Origin of the sequence: Macrococcus brunensis (assembly GCF_022343725.1) — a bacterium.
In the GTDB taxonomy this organism is placed as follows: domain Bacteria; phylum Bacillota; class Bacilli; order Staphylococcales; family Staphylococcaceae; genus Macrococcus; species Macrococcus brunensis.
Genome location: NZ_CP092179.1, coordinates 938,372 through 961,266 on the forward strand (window position 1 = coordinate 938,372; position 22,895 = coordinate 961,266).

General features: G+C 42.5%; 17 protein-coding genes, 1 tRNA gene and 1 pseudogene. 17 read left to right on the forward strand and 2 right to left on the reverse strand.

The window, feature by feature from the left end; all coding sequences use genetic code 11:
* Nucleotides 1-5: 5 nt before the first annotated feature.
* The 6 genes from MGG13_RS04880 to ffh all read left to right on the forward strand — a co-directional run bounded on the left by MGG13_RS04880 (nt 6) and on the right by ffh (nt 7,444).
* Nucleotides 6-239, forward strand: a complete 234-nt coding sequence (locus tag MGG13_RS04880; RefSeq protein ID WP_133430970.1) for an acyl carrier protein — start codon at nt 6-8, stop codon at nt 237-239.
* Nucleotides 240-328: 89 nt separating this feature from the next.
* Nucleotides 329-1,054: a ribonuclease III gene (rnc, locus tag MGG13_RS04885; protein WP_239035572.1), complete on the forward strand. Its 726-nt coding sequence runs from the start codon at nt 329-331 to the stop codon at nt 1,052-1,054.
* A gap of 1 nt (nt 1,055) precedes the next feature.
* Complete coding sequence (smc, locus tag MGG13_RS04890; protein WP_239035573.1) at nt 1,056-4,580, forward strand: chromosome segregation protein SMC; 3,525 nt, start codon at nt 1,056-1,058, stop codon at nt 4,578-4,580.
* On the forward strand, nt 4,577-5,764 hold the full coding sequence (gene ftsY, locus MGG13_RS04895) for a signal recognition particle-docking protein FtsY (protein WP_239035574.1): 1,188 nt from the start codon (nt 4,577-4,579) through the stop codon (nt 5,762-5,764). The genes smc and ftsY overlap by 4 nt, the downstream gene beginning before the upstream one ends.
* Nucleotides 5,751-6,080, forward strand: a complete 330-nt coding sequence (locus MGG13_RS04900) for a putative DNA-binding protein (RefSeq protein ID WP_239035672.1) — start codon at nt 5,751-5,753, stop codon at nt 6,078-6,080. The genes ftsY and MGG13_RS04900 overlap by 14 nt, the downstream gene beginning before the upstream one ends.
* Nucleotides 6,081-6,091: 11 nt before the next feature.
* Entirely contained in the window at nt 6,092-7,444 is a 1,353-nt protein-coding gene (ffh, locus tag MGG13_RS04905) for a signal recognition particle protein (protein WP_239035575.1), read from the forward strand.
* 85 nt (nt 7,445-7,529) lie between these two features.
* Here ffh and MGG13_RS04910 read toward each other — a convergent pair whose 3' ends face one another.
* Nucleotides 7,530-8,489: an IS30 family transposase gene (locus MGG13_RS04910; protein WP_239035576.1), complete on the reverse strand. Its 960-nt coding sequence runs from the start codon at nt 8,487-8,489 to the stop codon at nt 7,530-7,532.
* A 485-nt stretch (nt 8,490-8,974) separates the two neighbouring features.
* Here MGG13_RS04910 and MGG13_RS04915 point away from each other — a divergent pair.
* The 4 genes and pseudogenes from MGG13_RS04915 to MGG13_RS04930 form a co-directional block, all read left to right on the forward strand.
* Nucleotides 8,975-9,094 (forward strand): annotated as a pseudogene (locus MGG13_RS04915) (Signal recognition particle GTPase); the annotation flags it as partial.
* Between the two features lie 211 nt (nt 9,095-9,305).
* The gene (locus MGG13_RS04920) at nt 9,306-10,784 is read left to right on the forward strand and encodes an aldehyde dehydrogenase family protein (RefSeq protein ID WP_420827908.1); all 1,479 of its coding nucleotides are present in this window, start codon (nt 9,306-9,308) and stop codon (nt 10,782-10,784) included.
* 166 nt (nt 10,785-10,950) lie between these two features.
* Nucleotides 10,951-11,754: an SDR family NAD(P)-dependent oxidoreductase gene (locus MGG13_RS04925; RefSeq protein ID WP_239035577.1), complete on the forward strand. Its 804-nt coding sequence runs from the start codon at nt 10,951-10,953 to the stop codon at nt 11,752-11,754.
* Between the two features lie 93 nt (nt 11,755-11,847).
* Entirely contained in the window at nt 11,848-12,897 is a 1,050-nt protein-coding gene (locus MGG13_RS04930) for an LLM class flavin-dependent oxidoreductase (RefSeq protein WP_239035578.1), read from the forward strand.
* 139 nt (nt 12,898-13,036) lie between these two features.
* Here MGG13_RS04930 and acsA read toward each other — a convergent pair whose 3' ends face one another.
* Nucleotides 13,037-14,749, reverse strand: coding sequence for an acetate--CoA ligase (gene acsA, locus MGG13_RS04935; protein ID WP_239035579.1), 1,713 nt, complete (start codon nt 14,747-14,749; stop codon nt 13,037-13,039).
* 101 nt (nt 14,750-14,850) lie between these two features.
* Here acsA and MGG13_RS04940 point away from each other — a divergent pair, with 101 nt between their 5' ends.
* The 7 genes from MGG13_RS04940 to MGG13_RS04970 all read left to right on the forward strand — a co-directional run bounded on the left by MGG13_RS04940 (nt 14,851) and on the right by MGG13_RS04970 (nt 22,893).
* The gene (locus MGG13_RS04940; RefSeq protein WP_239035580.1) at nt 14,851-15,483 is read left to right on the forward strand and encodes a GNAT family N-acetyltransferase; all 633 of its coding nucleotides are present in this window, start codon (nt 14,851-14,853) and stop codon (nt 15,481-15,483) included.
* Nucleotides 15,484-15,493: 10 nt separating this feature from the next.
* Nucleotides 15,494-16,129 carry a CBS and ACT domain-containing protein gene (locus MGG13_RS04945; RefSeq protein WP_133432023.1) on the forward strand — a complete coding sequence of 212 codons (636 nt, stop codon included), beginning with the start codon at nt 15,494-15,496 and terminating at the stop codon, nt 16,127-16,129.
* Nucleotides 16,126-17,265 carry an acetoin utilization protein AcuC gene (locus tag MGG13_RS04950; RefSeq protein ID WP_133432024.1) on the forward strand — a complete coding sequence of 380 codons (1,140 nt, stop codon included), beginning with the start codon at nt 16,126-16,128 and terminating at the stop codon, nt 17,263-17,265. The genes MGG13_RS04945 and MGG13_RS04950 overlap by 4 nt, the downstream gene beginning before the upstream one ends.
* A 105-nt stretch (nt 17,266-17,370) precedes the next feature.
* Nucleotides 17,371-17,453 (forward strand) — tRNA-Leu (locus MGG13_RS04955).
* Nucleotides 17,454-17,694: 241 nt separating this feature from the next.
* Nucleotides 17,695-19,278, forward strand: coding sequence for a ribosomal protection-like ABC-F family protein (gene abc-f / locus MGG13_RS04960; protein ID WP_239035581.1), 1,584 nt, complete (start codon nt 17,695-17,697; stop codon nt 19,276-19,278).
* Nucleotides 19,279-19,430: 152 nt separating this feature from the next.
* Complete coding sequence (locus MGG13_RS04965; protein ID WP_239035582.1) at nt 19,431-22,271, forward strand: YhgE/Pip domain-containing protein; 2,841 nt, start codon at nt 19,431-19,433, stop codon at nt 22,269-22,271.
* 94 nt (nt 22,272-22,365) lie between these two features.
* Entirely contained in the window at nt 22,366-22,893 is a 528-nt protein-coding gene (locus MGG13_RS04970) for a tyrosine-type recombinase/integrase (RefSeq protein ID WP_239035583.1), read from the forward strand.
* Nucleotides 22,894-22,895: the final 2 nt, after the last annotated feature.

Here is a 22,895-nt window from a genome sequence, read left to right on the forward strand (position 1 = left end):
AAACAATGGCAAATTTCGATAAAGTAAAAGATATCATCGTTGACCGTTTAGGCGTTGACGCTGACAAAGTGACACCAGAAGCATCTTTTAAAGATGATTTAGGTGCTGACTCTTTAGACATCGCGGAACTCGTGATGGAACTTGAAGATGAATTCGGTATGGAGATTCCTGATGAAGAAGCTGAAAAAATCAACACAGTTGGTGATGCAGTGAACTACATCGAATCATTAGAAAAATAAGTGGAAGTGGTCTCTTATGAGACCACTTTTCCTTTTTTTTCAGGACTTTTTAACGTAAAATAGGATAGATAACATAAAGGAGGCCCTCAATGAACCGAAAACAGACAATCTTAAATCAATTCCATCTGAAATTGAACCAGAAGATGAATGAACTTTCAATCAAACCCGTTAACACACAGCTTTATGAACAGGCTTTTTCACATTCTAGTTTTATCAACGACTTTAAGCTCAACAAAATAATGGATAATGAACGCCTGGAATTTCTAGGCGACGCGGTGTTAGAATTGGTGGTTTCTCAGTATCTCTACCGAGAACATAGCGACATGTCTGAAGGACAGCTGACTAAATTACGGGCGGCCATCGTCTGTGAACCATCACTTGTGACATTTGCTACGCATCAGCAGTTTGCAGACTTGATTCTGCTGGGCAAAGGGGAGGAGAAGACAGGCGGCAGAACGCGCCCTTCTTTGATTGCAGATGTATTTGAAGCTTTTATCGGTGCGTTATATCTTGACCTCGGCTTTGACGCTGCAGTCCGCTTCGCTGAGATTGCAATATTCCCATACATCGCGGATGAACTTCTGACAGGGACAATAGACTTTAAGACCTATCTGCAGGAGTATATGCACAAAAGAGGACGTGGACAGATCACTTATCGACTGGTCAATGAGAGCGGTCCTGCACACTTTAAGGAATTTACTTCTGAAGTGCTGTCAGATACTGACGTGATTGGTATCGGTACAGGCCGGACGAAAAAAGAATCAGAACAGCAGGCGGCGAGAATAGCGCTGGAGTCCGTACAGTTAGGAGAATAAAATGGTTTATTTGAAGACAGTCGAAGCTTACGGTTTTAAATCATTTGCTGATAAGACAAAAGTAGAGTTTGATCAGGGACTGACCGCTATTATTGGGCCGAACGGTTCAGGTAAGAGTAATATAACAGACGCTATTCGCTGGGTGTTAGGTGAGCAGTCGGCGAAAAGTCTGAGAGGTGCCCGCATGGAAGACGTTATCTTCTCAGGCACTGAAACTCGTCAGGCTCTGAATTATGCAGAAGTGACACTGAAACTGGATAATAGTGAGCGACAGATAGATGCAGACCCACAGCTGAACATTACGAGAAGACTTTATCGTTCTGGTGAAAGTGAATATTTCATCAATCAGACGAAAAGCAGATTAAGAGATATCACAGAACTTTTTCTCGATACAGGACTCGGGAAAGAATCGTTCAGTATGATTTCTCAGGGCAAAGTCGATGAAATATTAAATGCGAAACCAGAAGACAGGCGTCACTTGATAGAAGAAGCAGCAGGCGTCCTCAAATACAAGAAGCGTAAAAAAGAGACAGCTTCCAAGCTTGATGAGACGAACCTGAATCTGTCACGTGTTAATGATATTATCTTTGACCTGCAAGCACGAGTGGAACCACTGGCGATTGAATCGGCAGCAGCAGAAGAGCATCAGGCACTCACACAGGAGATGACGGAAGCAGATATTCAGGTGACAGTGACTGATATCAAGGCACTGAAAACAGAATATGCTCGTCTGGATACTGAAATCAAAGAATTCAGTGACATGATTCTGATCAAAAAAGAACGGGCTGATAAGCTGGAGTTACAACTCAGCAGTCTGAATGACAGAAATTCTGTCCTGAATGAGAGTCAAGCTCGTCTGAATCAGCAGAGGCTGGAATTATCTACGCAGCTTGAACGGCAGCAAGGCAGGTTATCTGTCCTGTACGAAAAACAGGAAAATCAATCGCAAGCAGAGGCAAGGCAAAAGAAGGAACTGCAGAAGCTCGAGGCAGAACGAGAAACTCTTCAACAAGCATGTAAAAAACTGTCCGATGAAACAGCTGAACTACGAGCAGAACTGGAACAGGTGCGTCAGGAGGAACGAAGTGCTGAGAAGAAACTGGCGGAACTGAACAGTGACGTTGCTGGTTTAATTGAGACAGCACGCGACCAGTATTATCAAGTTTTAAGTGACCAGACAGCTGCAAGAAATGAACTGAAGTATATTGAAAAAGAACTGACCGCTTTAGAACGATATTTCACAGAGAATCAGCCAGACATTCATCATTATCAGGACATGCTGAGTGAACAGAAAGTATTTGAGGATAAACTGGAACAGGTGGAAAGAGAGCTGACCGCTAAACGGACCGCCTATAAAGAATCTTTCGCTAATATTCAATCAAAGCAGACGCGTTATCGTGAACTGGATGACCAGTTGCGCCAAGGTCATCGTTATCTGGATAAGCTGAAATCAAAATATCAGAGTCTGACCGCAATGCAGTCGGAATATCAGGGATATTATCAAGGTGTTCGGCTCATATTGAGAGAGAAACTTGGCGGTATTCACGGCGCTGTGGCAGAACTGATTGATATCGACTCAAAATATCAGACTGCCTTGGATATTGCGCTTGGCGGCCAGCTTCAGAGCATTGTCACTGAAGATGAAGCGAGTGCCCGGGCAGCCATCCAGTTTCTGAAGAAACGAAAAGGTGGACGTGCCACTTTTCTGCCGCTCTCAACTATTCAGCCAAAAACGATGGCAGAGAGTATCATCGATAGAATGCAGCAGCTGGAAGGCTATATCGGTCAGCTATCTGATCTGATTACAGTCGATTCAAAGTATGCGTCTATCGTGCGTAATCTGACTGGGCTGGTGGTTGTTGCTGAAGACCTTGAGGCAGCGAACACTATTGCCAGACAGACAAGCTATAATTTTCGTATCGTCACGCTTGACGGCAATATTGTTAATCCGGGCGGTTCCATGACAGGCGGCAGTGTAAGTCAGCCCTCTGTCCTTCTTAGACAGAAAGAAGAGCTGGAACAAGTGGGTGTACAGTTATCGTCATATCAGGAGCAGTTATCGGTCCTTGAGGCCGAATTCAACAGCTTAAAATCAGAGATTACTGATGCTGAAATTGAAGCTCAGCACTTACAAAGTGCCGGCGAAGAACTTGCAGAACAAGAACACATGCTTAAACTGCAGCGTGATGAATTTCAATCACGTCTTTACACTTTAAAAGCGATGAATCAGCAGCAGGAAGAGCGTCTCAGACAGAAAAATGAATATGAGGCGACTCATCAGCGACTTCTCAAGTCGATTGATGAAAATGATGTGCAGCTGAAGGGAATTGAACAGCAGATTGCAGGTTACCAGCTCCTTCAGACAGATGCGCAATCTATTGAGAAGGAAGTCAATCAGACACTCGCAGAGTTACGTCAGAAAAAAGTCATGATTGAAGAACGTCTGAAGTATCAGCAGGACAAACAACAGACAAATGAAGAGCGACTGGAGCAAGTGAAAACTGCGCAATCTGATTTAGAAGCGGTTGATGAAATTGATCATATCGAAGAAAAAATCACTGCTCTTAAAGAAGAAATCAAGCATAGCGAAGAGAGATTATCGGATGTCATCCGTCAGTTTGATCAAGATAAAAGTGAGGCTGAAGAAGTCGCAGCAGATATAAAGGAACAGCAGGTGAAATATAACGAACTGATGCGCCAGCTGAACAACCTTGAAAACGGGGTTGGAGAGATGAAGGGGCAGTATTCACGCATAGATGTCCAGCTGGAATCATTGATCTATCATTTGATGGAAGACTATCATATGACTTTTGAAGCGGCAGAAAACCTTTATCCTGAACCTGCAGATATTGATGCGGCACGCCAGCGTGTGAAACTGACGAAGCTCGCTATTGAAGAACTGGGTCCGGTCAATCCTAATGCCATCCAGCAACATAAAGAGGTCAAAGAACGTTTTGATTTCCTTTCAGAACAGGAAACAGATTTACTATCAGCTAAAGAAACGCTGGAGACGATTATGAAAGAGATGGACCATGAAGTAACAGCCAGGTTCAATAAAACCTTTAGTCAAGTTCAATCTAATTTTGCGCAAGTCTTCAGCGAACTTTTCGGTGGAGGTAATGGTGAGATTAAACTGAATTCTGACGATGTCCTGACAGCAGGTCTGGATATCGTAGTGGAACCACCTGGCAAGAAACGTCAGCATTTGACACTCTTATCAGGTGGGGAAAGGGCGCTGACGGCTGTCGCACTTCTATTTGCCATTCTGAAAGTAAGAACGGCCCCTTTCGTTATTCTGGATGAAGTTGAAGCGGCACTGGACGAAGCGAATGTACTACGTTTTGGTCATTACGTCAAAACACTCAGTCACGATACACAATTCATTGTGATTACACATAGAAAAGGTACAATGGAAGCAGCAGACAGGCTTTATGGTGTGACCATGCAGAATTCAGGCATCACGCAGATGGTCAGTGTCGATTTAAATGAATTAAATCATAATGAAATAAAGGAGCTTACAAAATGAGTTTTTTCAAAAGACTGAAAGATAGATTTGCACCTACAGAAGAACCGCGCGAGGAACTGCCGTCAGAACAACTGGAAGATGAGCAGGTGCAGCCTCTTCCTGAAAGACAGGTGGAACCTCCAGCAAAGAAAAATAACGAATGGACATTTGACTTTGATGATGATGATCTGATGTCCATCGAAGAATTTGAGGAACTTGAAGCGCAGCAGATCGGCGCTAAATTCCGTCAAGGACTTGAAAAGTCACGTGAAAATTTCCAGAACAGATTGAATGATCTGCTGGCCCATTATCGTACAGTAGACGAGGATTTCTTTGAAGCACTGGAAGAGATGCTGATTCAGGCCGATGTCGGCTTCAATACAGTGATGGAGCTTGTCGAATCATTAAGATTTGAGGCAAAACGACGCAATATCACGGAAACTGCGGATCTACGTGAAGTCATCGTTGAAAAGATTGTTGAAATCTATGAGCAGGAAGATGATGAACTGCAGGCTATGAATATTCAGGAAGATGATCTGACAGTCATCTTAATGGTCGGCGTCAATGGAGTCGGTAAGACCACTACAATCGGTAAGCTGGCCCATCGTTACCGTCAGCAAGGTAAGACAGTTATGCTTGCGGCAGGAGATACATTCCGTGCAGGTGCAATCGAACAGCTCCAGATCTGGGGTGACCGTGTCGGAGTAGAAGTCGTCAAACAATCTGAAGGCTCTGACCCTGCTGCTGTCATGTATGATGCAATCAATGCTGCCAAAAACAAAGGCGTCGATATCCTGATCTGTGATACAGCAGGCCGTCTGCAGAACAAAGCGAACCTTATGAACGAACTCGAGAAAGTGAAGAAAGTGTTAGCTAAAGCAGTAGCAGGGGCTCCGCACGAAGTACTCCTTGCACTTGATGCGACAACCGGACAGAATGCACTTGTGCAGGCTAAAGCCTTCAAAGAAGTAACGGATGTAACAGGGATCGTTCTGACTAAGCTGGATGGTACAGCTAAAGGGGGTATCGTCCTCGCTATCCGTAACGAGCTTCATATTCCAGTTAAATTTGTCGGGCTCGGTGAGAAACTGGACGACTTGCAGCCATTTGACGCGGAAAGTTATGTTTACGGTTTATTTGCAGATATGATTGAAAACAGTGATGTCGAAATAACAGAAGACGAAGAAGAAAATCATGCAGGCTAATATTGATAAAACCATGCGCATGAATTATCTCTTTGATTTTTATCAGGGCCTTCTGACGGATAAGCAGCGCAATTATTTAGAACGCTACTATCTGGATGATGAGTCTCTATCTGAAATCGCAGAGACTTTTGAGGTGTCGAGACAGGCGGTTTATGATAATATTAAACGGACTGACGAACTGCTGGAAGATTATGAAGTAAAGCTCGGGCTTTACCAGAAATTTGAGGAAAGACAGCAGCTGATAACAGAGATGAAGGCAATGACTGAAGACAAGGCCTTGATTACTAAATTAGAACAGTTAGAAATGATTGAATAGGGGGTCATCGCGTGGCATTTGAAGGATTATCAGACAGACTCCAGGCGACCATGCAAAAAATTAGAGGTAAAGGGAAGGTAACAGAAGCAGACATCAAAGTGATGATGCGGGAAGTGCGTCTGGCACTTCTTGAAGCCGATGTTAACTTCAAAGTCGTAAAACAATTCGTTGCGACTGTATCAGAGCGTGCGCTCGGCAGTGATGTAATGACATCACTGACACCTGGGCAGCAGGTCATCAAGATTGTACAGGATGAGCTGACTCAGCTGATGGGCGGTGAAAATACACAGATCAATATGAGCAAGAAGCCACCGACAGTTGTCATGATGGTCGGTCTGCAAGGGGCAGGTAAAACAACAACTGCCGGAAAACTCGCACTCTTAATGCGTAAGAAATTTAATAAAAAACCGTTACTTGTTGCGTGTGATATTTACCGTCCAGCCGCTATCCAGCAGCTGCAGACAGTCGGTAAGCAGATTGATATTCCTGTCTTCACACTTGGCGATCAAGTAAAACCGGAAGAAATCACACGTCAGGCGCTTGCGCATGCTAAAGAAGAGCATCTCGATTTTGTCATTATCGATACCGCCGGCCGACTTCACATTGATGAAGCACTGATGAATGAGCTGGTCGACGTTAAAGAAGTATCTAAACCGGATGAAATCATGCTCGTCGTTGATGCCATGACCGGTCAGGACGCAGTTAACGTTGCAGAAAGTTTCGACCAGCAGTTAGATGTCACAGGTGTAACCTTAACTAAACTTGATGGCGATACACGTGGTGGTGCGGCACTTTCTATCCGTAGCGTGACGCAGAAACCGATTAAATTTGTCGGTATGAGTGAGAAAATGGATGGACTTGAACCCTTCCATCCAGAACGAATGGCATCCCGTATCCTTGGTATGGGTGACGTTCTAAGCTTGATTGAAAAAGCACAGGCATCCGTCGATGAAACAAAGGCGAAGGAACTTGAACAGAAGATGAAGACTTCTTCATTTACGTTCGACGACTTCCTGGAACAGCTGGATCAGGTTCGTAACTTAGGACCACTGGATGATTTACTGAAGATGATTCCAGGTGCCAGCAAAATGAAAAATGTTCAGTCTCTGAATATGAATCCGAAGCAGATTGATCATGTCGAGGCGATTATCCGTTCAATGACAGCAAAAGAAAGAAAAGATCCGTCAGTTATCAATGTCTCGCGTAAGAAGCGTATAGCAGCAGGATCTGGACGCAGCATGGCTGAAGTCAACAGATTGATCAAGCAGTTCGATGAAATGAAAAAAATGATGAAACAGTTCTCTGGCATGAAAAAAGGCAAAAAAGGCCGCAATCCATTCCAGGGTATGAACTTACCGTTTTAAATGATAACCGCTAATACAGATGTATTGGCGGTTATCTTATGTTTTATATAAAAGAAGCTATAAATATTTAAAAATTTTTCGTTTGTCAAAATAAGCTAGACAACTTCTCATCTTCGATGAAACTCATAAATACTTCCAATGGTGTCCTGTAACCAAGAGATTTTCTTGGCCGATTATTGAGGGAATGTGCAACTTGAATAATATAATCGTCTGTAACTGTGTTGAAATCCATATCTTTGTCGAGACCGTTTCTTCTAAGCATACCATTTGAATGTTCATTAAGACCACGCTGCGAAGGTGTGCCTGGATCAGCAAAAAAGATAGATATATCGTGTTGGTTACTGATTGACTTCCAGCTGGAAAACTCTTTACCGCAGTCGAATGTAATGGATTTAAAGAGACGATAAGGTAAAGCTGCGAACATACTGTTTAATGCTTTTTCAATGTCGGATGCCTTGCGGCCTTCCGGTCGTAGGGTGATGATCATCTTAGAAACGCGTTCAACAAGGGTGATGACTGCGCTGCCATGATGACGCCCGACAATCGTATCTCCTTCAAGATGACCGAACTCTGTATCAAAGTCAGGAAATTCAACTGTTCTTTCTGAAATGTGACGTTTGAAAGTCTGACGACCTCTTTTCTCATGATGACCGTTAGGTTTTCTTTTCCCTTTCATCGGAAGTGATTGAACAGGAAGAATATCTTCCCTGAACATTCTGTACAGAGTTTTGACAGAACAGCTGATAGGTTCTTCATTTCTGCCTATGATGGTGTCAGGTGTCCAGCCGTCGGCTATCCTTTTTTGAATATAACTGATCTGATGCTTAGGAAGGACGATTCTACGTCTTCCGCAAAGAGATTTTCTTTTCTTATAGTTCTGATAGAATTCCAGTGCAGATATACCTGCTTTGAGTGCATTAATCACATTATAGACGGTCTGTCTTGAACGCTTAATTCTCCGGCAGATCTCACTGACCGAAATTTTCTGGTGGTAATATGATTCTATGAACGCAAGTTCATCCGTGGTAAGATGTGTACAGGCCATTTGTGCTAACTCCTTATGTTTTCTTTAGACGGAAATACATATTGAGTTTAGCACAGAAGGCTTTATTAGTTGTCTAGCTTAATTTTACAATCGGCGAATTATAGAATGACAGATATTATGGTATTTGATTCAATAGATATATACGTAACGCTTAGCTGGTTAAAATACTGTAAGCATGAGTACACTATCGATATCGAATTTGGTAAGCTGCCAAATGCATTAATAAATTACGTTAATAAAATGATATGAAAATAGTGTATAATTTTCACTAGCGGTTTTAGTACTCTGTAGTTTTAGGTATGAGTGAGATATGTAGTCGGTAAGAATGATGTCTACGCGCGTTTTAGTACTCTGTAGTTTTAGGTATGAGTGAGATAAAATTTCAATCCACGCACCTGCGTGAGGTGTTTTAGTACTCTGTAGTTTTAAGGATGAGGAAAATTTAAAAGAATTAATGGATAGTAAAAGCAGAACACAGCATGGCGGAAGTCAACAGACTGCTCAAGCAGTTTGAGGAAATGAAGAAAATGATGAAACAGTTCTCTGGCATGAAAAAAGGCAAAAAAGGCCGCAATCCATTCCAGGGCATGAACTTACCGTTTTAGTGAAAAACCAGCTATGTGAGTAGCTGGTTTTTTTTCGCTAATTTGTATATTTTTCTGATTCAACAATAGATTGATGCTTTATTGCTTCAGAAGATAGAGAATTATGTGATTAATGGATGGGGTTTTGACTGAATATTCAAGCATTTCATTTGCTATTATTTTCCTTGATTCTCTATAATTAAATTATATCTAAACTGAGGAGGTAATTTTATTGGCTAATGAAGTGATTAAAGAGTCTTATGGTCTATTTATCAACGGTGAATTTGTAGAAGCAGAAGGCAATGAAACACTCGAAGTTTCCAACCCGGCAACAAGCGAAACATTAGGCCGCGTCGCTAAAGCATCTGAAGGCGATGTGGATCGAGCGGTTCAAGCTGCAAAAGAAGCATTCAAGACCTGGCGTTACACTTCTCCGGTAGAGCGTGCGGAGTACTTGAATAAGATTGCTGATGCGATTATTGAACATAAAGACGAACTTGCTCAGATTGAATCGCTTAATACAGGTAAGGCACTGCGTGAATCTTCCATGATTGATATTCCGACAGCAGCAGACCACTATCGCTACTTTGCGAGTGTCATCCGCTTAGATGAAGGTTCTGTCCAGGATATGGATGCGAACACAATGAGTATCATCCGTCATGAACCGATTGGTGTCGTAGGTGCTGTTGTTGCCTGGAACTTCCCCTTCTTACTCGCAGCATGGAAATTAGCACCGGCTCTAGCTGCAGGTAACACAATTGTTATTCAACCGTCATCTTCAACACCATATAGTATGCTGAAGCTAGCAGAAATCATTAAAGACATTCTGCCGGCAGGTGTTGTCAATATTCTGACAGGTAAAGGTTCGGAATCGGGTAATGCCATCTTCAATCATGAAGATGTAGCGAAATTATCATTTACAGGTTCTACTGAAGTCGGCTATTCAGTGGCTAAAGCAGGTGCAGAACGACTAGTTCCTGCGACACTTGAACTGGGCGGTAAAAGTGCAAATATCGTCTTCAGTGATGCCAATATTGAACAGGCGATTGAAGGGGTCCAGTTAGGTATTCTATTCAATCAAGGGGAAGTATGTAGTGCAGGTTCAAGACTATTTGTTGAAGATAAGTTCTATGATGAATTCATCAGCAAACTAAAAACAGCGTTTGAGAGCGTTAAAGTCGGCGATCCTATGGATATGGAGACGCAGATGGGGTCGCAGACAGGTCAGGCACAGATTGATAAAATTGAAAGCTATATCCAAGTTGCCAAGGAAGAAGGACAGAATATCGTTACAGGTGGCGAGCGTATCACGGATAACGGTTTAGATAAAGGTTACTTCTTCCAGCCGACTATCATTGAAATTAATTCTAATGACAGCCGTCTTGCGCAGGAAGAAATCTTTGGACCTGTACTTGTCGTTCAGAAGTTCAGCGATGTGGAAGAAGTCATTAAACTTGCTAATGACTCAGAGTATGGCCTCGGTGGTGGCGTCTTCACTAAGGACATCAACCGTGCGCTTAACATTGCGAACCGTATTGATACGGGTCGTGTCTGGATCAATACTTATAATCAGATTCCAGCGGGTTCACCGTTCGGCGGTTACAAAAAATCAGGTATCGGTCGTGAGACATACCGAGAGACAATCCGTAACTATCAGCAGGTCAAAGGCATTTATATTGATCTGACAGATAAACCGAAAGGATTATATTAAATGAAATGCCCTGCTTTGGCAGGGTTTTTTAAATCTTATTATGCCTTTGTCATATACCATGTTATGTCTTTAAATGAGTTTTAGCATAAAGAGGTACAGTTAGAAATATTGTGCAAAACATATTAATATGACAGGAGATAGTGAAAACTGATGAGGAGTTAATGGGATGAGCGGTCGTAAAAAAAGGATATTAGTAGCAGGTGGCATTAATGGAATGGGGCGTCTGGTTGCTTTAAATCTGGCTGAACATCAGATTGAACTTATCATTCTGGGAGATGATGCTAAAATAGGACAAGCGCTCTGTGATGAAATAATTGCTGACAGTATTTTAACACACGATGATTTATTTTATTATCATGCAGACCTTTCTTCTGAAGCGAAGGTAAAGGAACTGGCTCGTGAACTGAAAAGGGATTTCAGTCATATTGATGCAATGATTATTACAGAAGGACAGATCTATCCTAAGCAGTCATTGACTGCTGAAGGACTGGATAGAAATTTAGTAGCTAATTACTTTTCTCACTACTGGCTGATACAGCAGTTCCGACCTTTACTTAAAGGAGGGAGAATCCTGCTGCCTGCCAGTCATCCACATATTGTGAACCGCTCAAAAGTCACTCTGCCGACTGAACAGCAGACGAAACGATATCGCGGGATTGTCGCAGCCAGACAGGCGCTTGTTGCCCGGATTCTTCTGATGCGTTACTTAAATCAGCCTTTAAAGAAACAGAATATTACTATTAATGTCTTCAATCCAAGGATGAGCAGTAGATTGAGTCTGTTTGCAGCGAATCACTCAGGAGAACACATTCATACAGCTTCTCAACTGGCTTTGGATGATGATGTTGAAGGGTTAACAGGTCAGTTCTTTGATAATAATAAAAAAATTATCAAGCTGTCTAAAAATTATTCACTTTTAAAAGCAGATGAATTTTATAAATGGTCTAAAGAGCAGAACCGTAGAATATAATTCTATGGTTTTTTTTCTGTATAGGCTTGCATTTAATATAGAAAACAATATAATTAATATATCAAATATAATAAATATAGTAGGTGTTCTCGTATGAAAATAGAACTTGGATTAACTTCTTTTGGTGATAACTCAGACATTTATACAGAAGAAGGGGTTATACCGAAAATATCTGCAGCAGAACGTATGCGAAATATTGTGGAAGAAATTAGACTGTCTGATGAAGTCGGACTTGATGTCTATGGGTTAGGGGAGCATCATCGTCCGGACTATGCGGTCTCTGATCCAGTGACAGTACTCGCCGCTGCGGCTATGCAGACCGAACGTATCCGCCTGTCTTCAGCGGTCACTGTACTATCTTCAGATGACCCTGTGCGTGTTTATCAGCGCTTTGCAACATTAGATGCTCTATCTGGTGGTCGTGCTGAAATCATGGCAGGCCGCGGGTCTTTCACTGAATCTTTTCCGTTGTTCGGTTATACCTTGGATGATTATGATTTGTTATATCAGGAAAAATTAGATCTCTTGCTGCAGATCAATCAGAATGAAAAAGTAACTTGGAATGGACAGACACGGACAGCGATTTATGACCGCGGTGTTTATCCTCGGGCGGTACAGGATAAGTTGCCGATTTACCTGGCGACAGGTGGTTCACCGGAATCTTCTGTTCGAGCAGGACACTTAGGACTGCCCATCACCTACGCAATTATAGGAGGTAATCCCGGACGCTTCCGTTATAATGTAGAGGTTTATAAAGCAGCAGCCAGAGAAGCAGGTCATGACTTAAGTCAGCTCTTTATCGCTAATCATTCATGGGGATATATCGCTGACACAGATGAACAGGCATTCAAAGAATATTATCCTTCGACTGAAGCGAGTCATAATGTCCTTGCAAAAGAACGACACTGGGCGCCTTATAATGAGACAGCCTATATATCGGAAATAGAACACGGTTCGTTATATGTCGGCAGTCCGGAACGAGTCGCAAGGAAAATAATCAGTACAGTTGAAACACTCGGTCTGAACCGCTTCATGGTTCATCTGCCGATGGGTTCGATGGAGCACGACAAAATCATGCATGCCATTAAATTATATGGTGAAAAAGTCAAACCGATAGTGGATGACTATTTTAAAGATAAATAAGAGTGAGGAGTCCGTCATATGATAAATGACGGACTCCTTTATACGTTGAAAGGGATGGGGAGCTGAAAAGAGTCCGTTAGTAAGCTGATTTCGGACTTTACAGATTAATCTGCTGTCAATAATGCAGCAGAACTATGACCTAGTCTTCCATCGTACTTAAATCGCCTGTCGGTAGCTCCAGTTCCCATGCTTTCAGCACGCGGCGCATAATTTTACCGGAACGGGTTTTAGGCAGTTTATCTTTAAACTCGATTTCTCTAGGTGCCGCATGAGCTGCAAGACCATTTTTAACGAAGACGCGTATCTCTTCTTTCAATTCATCGCTTGGTTCATATCCTTCACGCAGAGCAATGAATGCCTTAATAATCTCGCCGCGAATCGGATCCGGTTTACCGATAACGCCTGCTTCTGCGACTGCCGGGTGTTCGACAAGTTTAGACTCCACTTCGAAGGGACCGACACGTTCACCCGCTGTCATGATGACATCATCGACGCGCCCCTGGAACCAGAAGTAACCGTCCTCATCCATATAAGCGGAATCACCTGAAACATACCAGTCACCCGGCAGGAAATAAGATTCATATTTTGCTTTGTTGTTCCAGATAGTCCGCATCATAGATGGCCAGCCTTTTTTCATGGCCAGGTTCCCCATACGGTTCGGCGGCAGCATATTACCGTCGTTATCGACAATCGCTGCTTCGATGCCTGGCAGGGGTTTACCCATCGAGCCTGATTTAATAGGCATGCTTGGGAAATTGACAATCATATGAGCGCCAGTTTCAGTCATCCACCATGTGTCATGGATGCGTTTGCCGAATACTTTATAGCCCCATTTAATCACTTCTGGATTCAGAGGTTCGCCGACAGATAAAATATGACGAAGATGCGTGAGGTTATAATTTTTAATCATCTCATCGCCGGCACCCATCAGCATACGAAAAGCAGTTGGTGCCGAATACCAGATGGTCACTTTAAATTCTTCAAGAGTCTGATACCAGCCCTCCGGGGAGAAGCGTCCGCCAGCTATAACATTCGTTGCGCCGTGCAGCCATGGTGCAAAGACACCATAACTTGTACCTGTGACCCAGCCTGGATCGGCTGTGCACCAGTAAATATCGTCTTCCTTTAAATCGAGCACGAAATAGCCTGAAATATAGTGCTGAAGCATGGCGTTCTGAACATGGAGAACCCCTTTAGGCTGCCCCGTTGAGCCGGAAGTATAGTGCAGAATCAGACCGTCTTCACGGTCTAACCATTCTATGTCAAATGTCTCGTCCGCTTTCTTATATAACGTATTGAAGTCAATGTAATCTGCCCTTACGTCTTCGTCTACAATTACAATATGCTTGAGGTGGGGCAGTTCATCAACTGGAATACGTTCAACAAGACTGTTAGTCGTTACAATAACGCTTGCTTCACTATTTTCGAGGCGGTCTTTAACTGCTTTTTCCATGAATGCTTCAAATAAAGGCCCTACAATGGCCCCTGTCTTTAGAGCCCCTAATAACACGAAATAAAGTTCAGGTGAGCGGGGCATAAAGATGAATACACGATCTCCTTTTTTGACATCAGCCGCTTTTTTGAGTACATTCGCAGCTTTATTGGAATTTAATTTCATATCACTGAATGTGTACTGCTCATGCCGTTCTTTATCTTTATAATAAAGTGCGACCTTGTCCCCTTTGCCAAGATCGACATGCCGGTCAATACATTCATACGCCATATTCACTAGACCTGTCTCATGCCACGAAAAAGCTTTCTCTACTTCTGTCCAATCAAAATTTGCATAGGTCTGGTCATAGTCAGATAGATGATACTGGCCGTGCTCTACTTCATAGATTTCACTTTTCATCATTACATCCCCTTTGTATGCGTTTTCATATGTACATTTTTATTATATAATAAAAATAAGTAAATTTTCAAAATAATTTGAATCTTAAGAGGGAGAATCATATGAATCACACCAAAACTTATTACAGGCGTGATGTTCAATATCAAGCGCGGACTTTTGTTATTGAAGGTCCAGTGTCAGGTGATGAGTTATCCCACTATTCGTTTGATGACGGTCTCAGTGCCTTTAGACGACCGGCGGAACAATTTGCAGCAATTAAAGAAATAGCGGATCTGCCGGAAGGTCGTATCATCATCTGCAGAGATCATTCTCAAATCATTGCCTACGTGACTTTTCTTTATCCGGATCCTTTAGAGCGATGGAGCGAAGGGAATCTGCCTTTTCTGATGGAACTCGGCGCTATAGAGGTTGCGCTTCCATATAGAAGTCTTGGAATAGGTAAGGAGATGCTGAAGCTTGCGATGCTGGATGACCAGATGGAGGATTACATCATCATCACGACTGAATATTATTGGCACTGGGATCTGAAAAATAGCGGGCTCAGTGTCTTTGAATATAAAGACGTCATGAGAAAAATGATGGAGGCTGGTGGGATGGAAGTCTTTGCAACGAATGACCCTGAAATCACCAGTCATCCTGCTAACAGTCTGATGGCACGCATCGGTAGCAGAATTAACAATGAGCAGATTGAGCAGTTTGATAACATCCGGTTTATAAACCGATTCTTTTTTTAGGGGTGAAGCTATGTTAGTAGAACGAATCATGACTAGTCCATGTATCACTATCAATGAAGAACGAACAATTGATGAAGCCATCAAATTGATGCGCGAGGAAGATATCAGACATTTGCCTGTTGTCGATGAGCTTTTAAGAGTAAAGGGGATTATCACCGACCGGGATGTCAATCTCGCTCTCCCGTCGATATTAGGTGAAACAGAAGTAAAGTTAGACGCGCCTGTCGCTGATATTATGAATCGTGATGTTATGACCTGCCATCCGCTAGATTTTGTTGAAGACATCGCTATCGATTTCCATGAGCTTTCAATCGGCTCTATCCCAGTTGTCAAAAAAGGCCGCTGTATCGGAATTGTCACACAGAAGGATATGCTGAATACATTTCTTGAGCTGACGGGCGTTATGACACCAGGTTCTGCTGTTGAAGTGGCAGTACCTGATGTGCCAGGCATTATGCACGAAGTCACAAAAGTATTTTATGTACATCACACCAGCATCGAGAGTATTCTGGTCTATCGGGATAAAGAAAACCCAGGACAGAAGCTGGTGCTGATCCGTATGCAGTCCATGAATCCGCGTCCCATTATTGATGCACTGAATGAAGCAGGATTTACTGTGCGTACCCCTCTGGACATGCGCTTATGAGCCGATATGTCTATACAGAAGAACTGCTTAAATACCGTTTTTCAGATCAGCATCCTTTTAATCAGATGAGACTTGTTCTGACCACTGATCTGTTGAAAAAATTGGGGGTCCTGTATGATGATGAAATCGTTGCCGGAAGAAAGGCCACGGATGAAGAACTGGCACTCGTTCATCATGCTGGTTATATCGATGCGGTGAAGGCCGCTTCAAAAAACGAACTGCCAGCTGATAAATGTGAAAGTCATGGACTGAATACAAATGATACACCAAGTTTCCCTGATATGCATGACAGTGCAGCGTGGCTCGTAGGGAGTACTTTGACAGCCTGTGACGTCGTGATGACAGGTGTTGACCAGACAGCCTGCAATATAGGCGGCGGTCTCCATCACGGGTTTCAGGGTAGAGCATCCGGATTCTGCATCTATAACGACAGTGCAGTTGCCATCCAGTATATGATAAAGAAATACGGAGCACGTGTTCTTTATATTGATACCGATGCGCATCACGGTGATGGTGTTCAGTTTACCTTTTATCATACAGATGATGTCTTTACATATTCCATTCATGAGACCGGACGTTATTTATTTCCTGGTACTGGTCATTATAATGAAAGAGGTGAAGGGGAAGGCTATTTATACAGCATGAATCTGCCCGTCGACGCTTATACAGAAGATGATTCTTTTCTCGAGTGTTTTAAGGGAAGTCTGGAGACAGCCTGTGCTTTTTTCAAGCCTGATGTCATCTTAAGTCAGAACGGTGCGGACGCTCACTTTTTAGACCCGCTGACGCATCTACATTGTACGATGCGGATATTTGAGGAAATTCCGCGTTTCGTCAAATATCTTGCGAATACATACTGTAGTGGCAGATGGATTGCTGTCGGCGGCGGTGGCTATAATATCTTTCAAGTTGCGCCGCTTGCCTGGAGCCAAGTATGGCTGGCGATGAAAGGATTACCGGCACCAGCTGGCGCTCTGCCGGTGCACTGGATCACTAAGTGGCAGAAAGAAACAGAGCTAGAGCTGCCGAAGTCATGGCATGATGATCTGAAATCATATCAGGAGATACCCCGTCGTTCAGAGATCACTGAAAAGAATCAGCTGATGTTGAAACGAGTGCTTCAGCATTATATTTAGAGGACTGAAGGACAGCGCCGAGCAAAATTTACAAATTTAATATAAGTTTTACACAAAGACTTTTCTTTTTTTAAATTACTGTTATAATTAATTTATTGCTTTAGAGCGGTCGTGGCGGAATGGCAGACGCGCTAGCTTCAGGCGCTAGTGCCCGCAAGGGCGTGGAGGTTCAACTCCTCTCGGCCGCATACTGGAACTTCTGATCAGTCAGAAGTTCTTTTTTTATTTGCTAAATTATAGGTGTATAGTAAAATGTAACCAATATATTAAAGGAGGCATCTACATAGATGATTATTCGATAACATGCTAAACATATCATGTGAAATGTTATCGGGATAAATCTGTCTATTTTTAAATGCCTTGGCAGGTCTCTCTTTGCCGATTTCTCTCACATGATAAGTGAGAGATTTTTTGATGGGGAGAGATTCGATGAAAACAATTGTTAAGCAGTTAAAAGTAGAACATAAAGTACTATGTGAACAGGTTCATTTTACAGTTTCTGAAGGAGAGCATATCGCGCTTATTGGCCATAACGGTGTCGGCAAATCAACGCTACTTTATCAACTAAGGGACGATTATGATGCCGTTATTCTGGAACAGGAGACGATGTCAGATGATGTCGTCATGGATTACATTCTCAGCGTCCGTCCTGACATTTATGCAGTGAAGCAGAGAATAGTAGATGATTATGAGGCCATCAGTGACTATATTGAACTCAGTGGATACGAACTGGAAAACACGGTTATAACTTATATTAAAAAGTTCGGCATGGCGGAGTCACTGATAGAAAGAGCTGTGAATACATTGTCAGGCGGAGAACAGACTAAAGTTTCATTAATTCGGCTATTGGTCAGTGGCAAAGACTGGTTTCTCTTCGATGAGCCGACCAATCATATTGATCAGGAGACAAAAGCCTGGCTTATAGACTGGATGCAGGAGGCCGGGCAGACGATTCTTTTTGCCTCTCATGACCGGGATTTCATTAATCAGACTGCAACAAAGATCATAGAGATGACAGCGGATAGAACATACACATATCAGATGAATTACGATGATTATGCAGTAGAAAAAGAACGGCAGGACCGGGAGAATGCGGCACTGATTCAAAAAGAAAATAAAGAAAAACAGAAAATGCGACGCATGATTCAGGAGATGAAAGAATGGCATCACGAGGCAAGTGCTAAAGCGAGTGTCAGGAACGTGGGAGAACAGAAGAAAGTTGCTAAAATAGCGAAGCGTTATAAAACAAAGGAACATCAGCTGGAGCAGAAGCTAACTGGCTTCACGGCGCAGCGCGACAAACAGCCTCGTACAGAATATGACTTGAAACATAGTGGTTTCAGAGGAAGATACTTAGTTCAGGCAGAGAATATCTCACTTAAGTTTGGAGAAAAAGTGCTTTTCACTGATGTCTCCTTCCAGATTAAGCCGGGTGATAAGATAGCCTTGACCGGTAAAAATGGCAGTGGTAAAACGAGCCTGCTTAAACTTTTACTGAATGAGCTGGAGCCAGACACAGGTTCTCTTCAGCTGAATCCGAATGTGAAGATCGGTTACTTTTCTCAGCAGCTGGAAAATTTAAATGATGCCAATACAGTGCTTGAAGAAGTGCAGTCTCTCAATATCGCTTCAGCTAGTGAGGTACGTACGATTCTCGCTTCATTCAGATTCGGCGCAGACCGTATGGATGATCAAGTTGCTTATCTGTCGATGGGAGAAAAATGTCGTCTGTCATTTATTAAGCTGTATTTCTCAGAAGCGAACCTGTTATTGCTGGATGAACCGACCAACTATTTCGACATAGAAATGCAGGGACTGATTGAAGCGATGCTGCAAAAATTTGAAGGTGCCATACTTTTTATCAGTCATGATCCTTACTTCTGCGAGGCAGTCAGCACGAGACAATGGAAAATAGAACAACAATCTTTGATTGATCTCAATCTAGTGGGAGAAAAGGCAGAAAATGAAGAACTATTAAACAACTTCTATAAACTTGATGATATTTTAGAATAATAACATCTTTATCATTTAAGGCTACATATAACTGGTAAAATCTTTTTTAACTAATAACAAGTTATATTGATATAAATTCAAGTGTATTATTTCCTTGAAAATGATGCGTCAATGAAGTAGAATAGTAGAATCGAAAAAACGGGAGGACTACTATGAAAAAGATCTTCAGCTTATTTATTAAGGATGTTCAGCATGCGCTCAAAACGCCTATGGTACTCATCGTCATACTTGGACTGTGTATTCTCCCATCATTTTATGCATGGTTCAATTTAAAATCCTCATGGGATCCTTATTCCAATACAAAAGGCATAAAAGTGGCAGTTGTCAATTTTGATGAGGGCGCGACTGTTCAAGGTAAACACGTCAATGTCGGCAAATCGCTTGTCAAAGAACTGAAGACAAATGATCAGTTCGGCTGGGTCTTTGTCGATTCCCTTAAAGATGCGAAACAAGGTGTAAGACTAGGGAAATACTATGCCATGATTCATATTCCGGAACACTTCTCGGAAGATATGACAAGTATTTTCGATAAAAAGCCAAAACGAGCGCATATCGATTATCAGGTCAATCAGAAAATCAATGCCATCGCACCTAAGATGACGACAGCGGGCGCGACAGCTATCACAAAGACTTTAAACGATAAGTTTGTTGAAGCGGCGACTCAGGCTTTCCTTAAAGAAAGTAATTCGCTTGGTATCGATTTAGAGAAGAAACTGCCGCTATATCACAAGATTGAAAATGCTGTGTTTCAGGCTGAAGCCGCCATCCCCAAGATGGAAAAGTTCAGTGCTGCAGTGCAGAAAATAGATGCACATCAAGGTGATATCAATCAATATGCAGAAGAATTCTATGCACTTGAATCCTATAAAGACGAAATTAACAGTGGAGCCGCTAAACTGATCAAAGCCAATCAGCATGCCGGTGAAATCAATGAAGCGGGTCAGATGATTGTGGGTCTTAACAGTAAGATGAGCAATATAGAGGCTGCACTGAATAAGGCACAGCAGTTCGAGGAACGTTTTCCGGAGATCAATGCGGCTGTCGCTAAAGGGATAGATGCCACTAACAAAGCAAGTGAAGTTCTTTCAACCGCGCAGAACAGAATGCCTCAAGTCCACGCTCGGTTAAACCAGGCACAGGACGCGACAAGTAAAGCGGATACTAAAGTAGAATCAGCTGAAGAAAAAGTATCATCTGAGGAAGTAGATACTGAAGAAAAGGTGACTACAGAAGGCAGTTCAACACAGGAAAATCAAACAACGTCATCCGAACAAAAAATAGAGATTCCAGATTCTACTGAAGCGGTAACGACTGAATCAGTGACGACTGAATTGCCAAGTACAGAAGCCAAAAAGACAGCGACCATGCAGACGGTTGCTAAAACCAAGGATGAACCACTGACACAATCCGATCTGGAACCTGCTAAACAGGCACTGAGTGAAGCGCTGCGGGCAATGGCCGGCCTAGTAAAAGATAATGCAGCGGCTCAGAAGGATACGCTTAGTGCCTTGAAAGACCACCAGCCTTCTAAAGATAATATGAAGGTGATTGCACAGAATATTGGACAGACGATTCAGCTTCAGAAAGAAGTCGCAGACGTACTCCAACAGTCATCGATTGATACGAGTCAAATAGAAGAAGCACTCAATAATAGCAACAATGCCCTGGCAGTCGTGCAAAAACAGCTGGAAAACGGTCAGATCGATGCGTCCAGCATCAGTCGTGCTGAAGAAGCACTAAGTGTCATTCAAAATATGGATATGCAGTCTATTTTATTACAAGGACTTGAAACAATAGATTCAGGACTTGATACAGCAGCAATGAAACTCAGAGACGCAGAGCAATTTGCAAACAAAGTCGACGGCATCCTGACGGAAGCTCAGCAGGTGACTTCTGCAGCAAACGAAAGACTGGTGACGATAAACAATGAACTGCCTGCACTAGAAGAACGCTTCAAGGAAGTCAATGCGAATGTGCAGTCTAATTTTCCTGCATTCAAAGCACGAGTTGCAGAAGCAAGTCAGTTTGTACAGAATGAACTGCCTGGTGTGCTGAACGATTTAAGTCGCATCAGTCATTTTGCCCAGAATGATCTGCCAGGCGTCATGTCTAAATACGATGAGACCGCAGATCTTCTGCGTAACAATTTGCCAGGAGCAGAAAAAGGGATTCATGATTTAGCTGAGTTTTCACGCAATGACTTACCAGGCATCGAAAAAGATATCAAAAAAGCTGCAGATAAGTTCAGAGAACTAGACAAAAAAGATGTCATGAATAAACTGATCAAACTATTACGTAATGATCTTCAGGGGGAAGCGGATTATTTTTCTGATCCGATACAGTTAGACGAAAAGCAGATGTTCCCGATTCCGAATTATGGTTCTGCCAGTGCGCCTTTCTATACAGCACTTGCACTCTGGGTAGGTGCCTTATTATCAAGCAATCTGTTGACGACAGAACTGAAAGACCAGTCGCTTAAAGGCATCTATTCACTTAGAGAACTGTTTGCCGGACGACTGCTCTTATTCCTGAGTATCGGTATCATACAGTCTGTAATCGTCGTCATCGGTAATTTCTTTATACTGGATGCTTATGCTAAACATCCTGTCATGAATCTGTTGTTTGCCGTACTGGTCTCTATCGTCTTTACATCCATTGTCTACACGATGGTCAGTTTACTGGGTAACGTCGGTAAGGCACTGGCCATTATTTTGATGGTGCTCCAGATTTCTGGTGGAGGTGGTACGTTCCCGGTACAAGTGACGCCACATTTCTTTCAGATGATTCATCCGTTCCTGCCGTTTACGTATGCGGTTGATCTCCTGCGAGAAGCTGTAGGTGGAATCGTGCCGGAACTGGTGACACTCAACATCAGCAGACTGCTTATATTTTTCACTGGCATTCTGACCATTGGATATGGTCTTAAACCAAAATTCGAGCCGATCAAAAATCGCATGATCAAAACTTCAGAAGAAAGCACAATTGTCGAATAGAGCATCCTCGGATGCTCTATTTTTTTATGAGCATGTTGATGGAATGTTTCTTAAATGTAATATATTATAAATGTGTAACTTCAAGGAGGTTAGTATGCATAAAGTTGATCCGATAAAAGACATAGAAGTGATTAAACAGATTGAAACCCATTTAAAAGAAAGAAGTTTAACCTATTATTTTATATTTAAGATAGGAATCAACGCACCTCTTAAAACAGAGGAGCTCGTTCAATTGACTGTTTCATCCGTTCAGTCGCCAGTTTTTCTTGAGATGAATGGGTTTAAGATTTTGCTGTCGGAGGCGCTTGTACATGAGCTGAATGATTATATCGCTGACCATCAGCTCGCGCCGGAAGATTGTCTTTTCTGCTCAAAACGGACAGGAAAACCTTATACGCGTCAGCATCTGCACCGCGTATTAGCTGAAACAGCAGAAGCATTAAACTTAGACTGCCATATTGGTGCGCAGTCGTTGAAAAAAACATTTGCTTATCATGCTTATCAGCAGGGAATGGAACTTACATACTTACAGCATCTGCTAGGTCATCAGTCTAAAAAAATGACTCTCAGTTTTATTGATGTCCCACCTGAAACAGTCTGTTCAATACAATTAAATTTATAAGG